Here is a 3,662-nt window from a genome sequence, read left to right as displayed (position 1 = left end):
CCTTGACGTAGTCCGCCTTGACGTTGAGGTAGTCCAGGTAGAACGCGTGCTCCCACATGTCCAGCATGAGCAGCGGGGTGATCCCCAGGGGCACGTTGGCCTGCTGGTCGAACAGCTGGAACACCAGGGGACGCTGCCCGATGCCGTCCCAGCCGAGCACCGCCCAGCCCGAGCCCTGGATCCCCGTCGCCACCGCCGTGAAGTGGGCCTGGAACGCCGCGAACGAACCGAAGAACTCGGTGATCCCAGCGGCGAGCTCACCGTCCGGCTCGCCGCCGCCGTCGGGCGAGAGGTTGTTCCAGAACACGGTGTGGTTGATGTGGCCGCCCAGGTTGAAGGCGAGATTCTTCTCCGCCAGGTTCACGGCGGCCAGGTCCCCGCTCTCGCGGGACTCCTCCAGGGTCTCCAGGGCCTTGTTCGCGCCGTCCACGTAGGTGGCGTGGTGCTTGTCGTGGTGCAGCTCCATGATCCGGCCGCTGATGTGCGGCTCCAGCGCCGAGTAGTCGTAGGGCAGGTCGGGCAGCGTGTAGACCGTCATCTCGTGCTCCTCTCGCCGAGTGTTCCCGGGCCTGGTTCGCCCAGGCCGGCCCTCTCGACGCTAGGACGGACCCACGGCACTCGCAGCCGGACGCTCCCGGAGGCGCGGCCCGCCGGCCGTGCCCGCCAGCGCCCGCGCCGCCTACGTGAGGTGGTCGTTGGCGCCGCTGGTCCAGGCCGCGTGCCGGTCCGCCGAACGCAGCACGACCGCCCTGGCATCGACCGGGATCACGCCCCGGAAGTTGTTGTAGAGCCGGTCGAACTCGAACCGCGCCACGTGCCGCGCCACCCGCTGCACCACCGGCCCCGACAACGGGATCCGGTTCGGATAGCTACGCATGAACGACACCGACGTGCGGTCCGGGTTCGCGAAGATCGTGTCACCGCTGAGCAGCACGCCCCTGCCCTCCGCACCGGCCGCCCAGTGCGCCACCACGGACCCCGGGAAGTGCCCGCCCGGCTGGGTCAGCGTCACACCTGGCAGGATCTCGCGGTCCCCCTTCCACAGCTCGACGGCGTCGTCGGTCCGCGCGAGCCAGCCCGCGTCGGCCTCGCTGACCAGGATCGGGACGCCACCCAGCCGTCGGCTCCACTCGACCTGCACCCCGTACATGTGCGGGTGGCTCGCCACGATGTACGCCAGCCCGCCGAGATCCTGGACGGCGGCGACGGCCGCGTCGTCGAGGTAGCCGGGGACGTCGAACATGAGGTTCCCCGCCGCCGTCCGGGCGATCTTCGCGGTCGGTCCGATACCGACGTCGGGCACCGTGTCGAGGCCGAACAGGTCGGGTTCGAGCTCCTCGACCGTGATGCTCTCGCCGTTGGCCGCGAGCTCGTCGAGCGTGGTCCACCGCTGCCCGTCGGCGGGCACCAGCTCCCGCTCGTCGGCGCAGACCGCGCAGACCGCGGGCCGCGGCTCGTGCTCGACACCACATCGCCGGCAGATCCAGAACGTCATCCAGCCACCTCTCCTCCGTGCGTCCCCTGTGCCAGGCCGCCGATCGGGCGGCTGCCTACAGCGCGGGCGAACCCCTCTCGAACCCGGCGACGAGGCGCACGATCACCGGCGAGCCGTCCGTGCGCACCTCGGCGACGTCGGACCAGCCCGCGAGGAACGTGCCGCGATGTCGACGGCGGACCAGCTGGGCGATCGGCCAGGGCGAACGCAGCTCGGTCCGCTCGTACCCCAGGAACGATCCCCCGCTGTGCGGGCTCACCAGCAGTCCGACCAGCCGGGCGCCACCGACGGCGTCCCGGCCGAGGTGCGCGCTCAGCGGAGTCTCAGGGTCCTCCCGGTCCCGCTCCCGCGCGTCGTCGTCCGGCTCGTCGACGACCTCGAGTGCGAACCGCACGTCCACGACGACGCCGAGCGTGGTGCCGTCGGGCCCCAGCACCTGTGCGTCGAGCAGGTCGCCCACGTTCATCCGTCCGCCTCCGGGTCGTGACGCCCTCCGGGGACGCGGCCGACGACGTGGTCGCGCAGCCAGTGCTCCACCCAGTCCGCGTCGAGGCGGTCGGACGGCACGGTGAGCTCGATCGCCGTGCCGACATGCCCGACGTCCTCCCACGCGATCCGGGGCTGCCGGGAGACGGGGACCGCCCCGCCGAAGAGCCGGACGAACAGGACCGGGCCGACCAGGATCGCGCCGACACGAACCTCGGCACCGGCCCTGGCCGGCTGCCCGCCGGGCCCGACGAGCTCGAGGTCGTCGACGGCACGGACCGGCTCGCCGTCGGCGTCGAGCACCTGCCGGCTGAGCAGGTGCAGCCGGGCGTCGACCATCCGCTCGCGAGTCATGATCCCGCTCCTGTCGCGATCATCAGGGGTATCGCGGCGACGGCCGCCACGACCACGATCACCAGGTACACCGTGCCCAGGGCGTTGACCACCCGCCCGTTGACGTGGCGGCCCATGTACTGCGGGTCGTTCGCCACCACGAGGATCGGGACGTAGGTCAGGGGCAGGGCGACCGCCGAGAAGACCACCGACATCTCCGTCACCGCGATCGGGTCGACGCTGGTCATCAGGATGCCGACGCCGAGCAGGATCGCCACGACCATCGTGACGTGGAACCGCGCCGCGCGGGCCGGCCTGCGGAACTTGCCCCACGACCAGCCGAGGTACTGGGCCAGGGAGTACCCGCTGGACAGCGCCGTCTCCAGGGCGGCGCCGAACGTCGCGGCGACGATGCCGACGATGACCAGGGCCAGCAGCAGCACTCCCCCGGCCTGCGCGACCGGGAGCACGATCTGGGAGAGCGACGAGACCTCGATCCCGGCGGGGAGGAGCACGACGGCCGCGCACGCCGCGATCGCGACCGAGAGGAGCCCGCCGAGCGGGAAGCCGATCAGGACGTTCGCCCGGTTCATCGTCAGGTCCTTGGCCGTCCAGCGTTCCTCGACCGCTCCCGAGGAGAAGAAGAACACCTCGTACGGCGTCATCGCGGCGCCGAACAGCGCGACGGCGTAGTACCAGTACGCCGCCGCGTGCTCGGTGGACGGCGGGGAGGGCGGCACGGCCTGCCGCATCAGCTCGCCCCAGTCCGGACCGAGCAGGAACAGGGCGACGCCGAAGCCCACCAGCAGCAGCCCCATCAGGCCCGCGACGTTCTCCATCACCTGGAACTTCACGCGCCACAGCACCAGCCACACGGCCAGCGCCGCCACCGGGATCCACAGCCGCGGCTCGACGCTGCTGACGAGGTGGAGCGCGAGGGCGATGCCGCCGATCTCCGCCGTCAGCGTGAGCAGGTTGATGGCGAACGACGCCACGAGGTTGGCGCCGGCCGCCTTCGGGCCGAGCCGCTCGCGGATGATCTCGAACGTCGCGCGGCCGCTCACGGCCGCGACGCGGCCCGCCATGCTCGCGAACAGGCAGATCCCGACCACGCCGAGCGCCACGACCCAGACGAGCGACAGCCCGAACCGGGACCCGACGACGGCGTTGGTGACGAGGTCACCGATGTCGACGAAGCCCCCGATCGCCGTCAGGACGCCGAGGGCGACCCCCAGTACCTTCTTCACGGGCCGCCCGCCTCGGCCAGGGCCTGCTCCACCGCACCGGCGGCCTTGTCCAGGTCCGCGAGCAGCGCGTCGGCCGACGGCGGCACGGCGGCCGCGCCGCC

5 protein-coding genes are annotated in these 3,662 nt (G+C 72.0%); all 5 read right to left on the bottom strand.

Annotated elements, in window-relative coordinates; all coding sequences use genetic code 11:
- Positions 1 to 538 (bottom strand): superoxide dismutase (locus PROKR_RS07925; protein WP_036961656.1); only part of this gene is annotated, 538 nt, incomplete at its 3' end.
- Between the two features lie 141 nt (positions 539 to 679).
- On the bottom strand, positions 680 to 1,495 hold the full coding sequence (locus tag PROKR_RS07920) for an MBL fold metallo-hydrolase (RefSeq protein WP_036961653.1): 816 nt from the start codon (positions 1,493 to 1,495) through the stop codon (positions 680 to 682).
- A gap of 55 nt (positions 1,496 to 1,550) precedes the next feature.
- Positions 1,551 to 1,961, bottom strand: a complete 411-nt coding sequence (locus tag PROKR_RS07915; protein ID WP_036961650.1) for a hypothetical protein — start codon at positions 1,959 to 1,961, stop codon at positions 1,551 to 1,553.
- Entirely contained in the window at positions 1,958 to 2,335 is a 378-nt protein-coding gene (locus PROKR_RS07910; RefSeq protein ID WP_036961647.1) for a hypothetical protein, read from the bottom strand. The genes PROKR_RS07915 and PROKR_RS07910 overlap by 4 nt, the downstream gene beginning before the upstream one ends.
- Positions 2,332 to 3,561, bottom strand: coding sequence for an NRAMP family divalent metal transporter (locus PROKR_RS07905; protein WP_036961955.1), 1,230 nt, complete (start codon positions 3,559 to 3,561; stop codon positions 2,332 to 2,334). Before PROKR_RS07905 ends, PROKR_RS07910 begins: the two co-directional genes overlap by 4 nt.
- Positions 3,562 to 3,662 lie beyond the last annotated feature (101 nt).

The organism is Promicromonospora kroppenstedtii DSM 19349 (assembly GCF_000515355.1).
GTDB lineage: Bacteria > Actinomycetota > Actinomycetes > Actinomycetales > Cellulomonadaceae > Promicromonospora > Promicromonospora kroppenstedtii.
The sequence above is the reverse complement of the archived record's forward strand: the minus strand, read 5'-3'. Positions and strand labels throughout refer to the sequence as shown.